The sequence below is a fragment of the Lentzea sp. NPDC006480 genome, from assembly GCF_040611995.1.
Lineage (GTDB): Bacteria > Actinomycetota > Actinomycetes > Mycobacteriales > Pseudonocardiaceae > Lentzea.
Map to the genome: position 1 here is coordinate 1 of NZ_JBEXPJ010000358.1, position 1253 is coordinate 1253.

Here is a 1253-nt window from a genome sequence, read left to right on the forward strand (position 1 = left end):
CGAAGAGCTCGGTGTGCAGGGAAAATGCGGTGGCGATCTCGGTCTGGGCCCAGAACCGGTGGTAGGTGAACTCCGGCGCCGGTCCACCGTTCAGATAGGACTGGACCTTGGGCCACTGCGGGTCGTTCTTGAACGTCGACCGCATCGACAGGAACGTCGAGCCCTGGGCGATCGGGTCGCCGTTGGGCATCTTCCCGGTCCAGCCCGGCGGCACGTACGGGCCTTCGCCGGTGGTGGCGTTGTAGGTGTCGTCGAAACGGTTGTAGTCCGTGCGGACCTCGGGTGTGGCGATGCCGATGCTGTCCTGATGCGCCATCAACCCCGTCAGCAACGCCTCACCGGTGGCCTTCGCCTGGGCGTTGCCCGACTTCGCCGCATAGTTCAGCAGCACCTTCGCGTAGGACGCGGCCACACCGACGTCCTGGTTCTTGTTGACCACCCGCACGTGCAGGTTCGCGTTCCCGCCAGGGTTCGTGGCATTCCACGTGTCCGGTGACCCCGTCCACTCCAGATCCGCCGGGATCTGGAAGTTCGTGCCCGTCGTCGTGTTCGCCAGCGCCCACGTCACCCACTTGTCCAGGATCTTCTTCGCACGCGCGTCCCCAGTCATCCGGTACAACGCCGCCGTGCGCTCCAAACCCCACACCTGGAAACCGAACCACCGGTTCGACGGCGGATCACGCCACACCGGATGCGCGTCGTAGAACATGCCGTAGAACGTCGGCGTACCCGCGGGAGGCGTGCCGTACTGGCCCTCCCAGGAGTTGGTGACACCGCCGGCCAACGCACCGTCCGACGACTGCAGCCACTGCAGCAGCTCCAGCTGCCGGTTCAGGCTGGTGGACCAGTCCTGTTGTCCCGTCGCGGACAGCGGTTTGAGCGCCGGGACGTTCGACAACGCATACGCCGCGAGGGGGTTCTGGTAGCCCTGGTGCGAAGCGCTGTCACCGATCCGCCATGCCCAACCGGCACTCGTGTCGGTTGCGCCGCCCCACGCGTAGTACCAGGACATCAGATAGTGCTCACTGCTCTTACCCGTACCGGCCGGACAGGAGCTCGGGCTCGTGCAGTTGCCGATCTTCTTGAAGTACTTGTCGAACATGGCATAGCGCAGGTAGTCGCCCATCTTCGCGGCCTTGGCGATCTCGGGCGCGATCTGGGATCCCTTGCCCTGCTCCGTGGCCCACTGCTGGGCCAGCAGCGCTCATCGGCACGATCCTGATCGACGCCAAGATCGGCCAGCCGACCCCGTC

At 65.5% G+C, this 1253-nt stretch carries 1 protein-coding gene; it reads right to left on the bottom strand.

Annotation, left to right across the window (positions count from 1 at the left end; all coding sequences use genetic code 11):
- On the bottom strand, positions 1–1201 hold a 1201-nt coding region (locus ABZX92_RS45915; protein ID WP_355572490.1), incomplete at its 3' end, for a glycoside hydrolase family 48 protein.
- Positions 1202–1253: the final 52 nt, after the last annotated feature.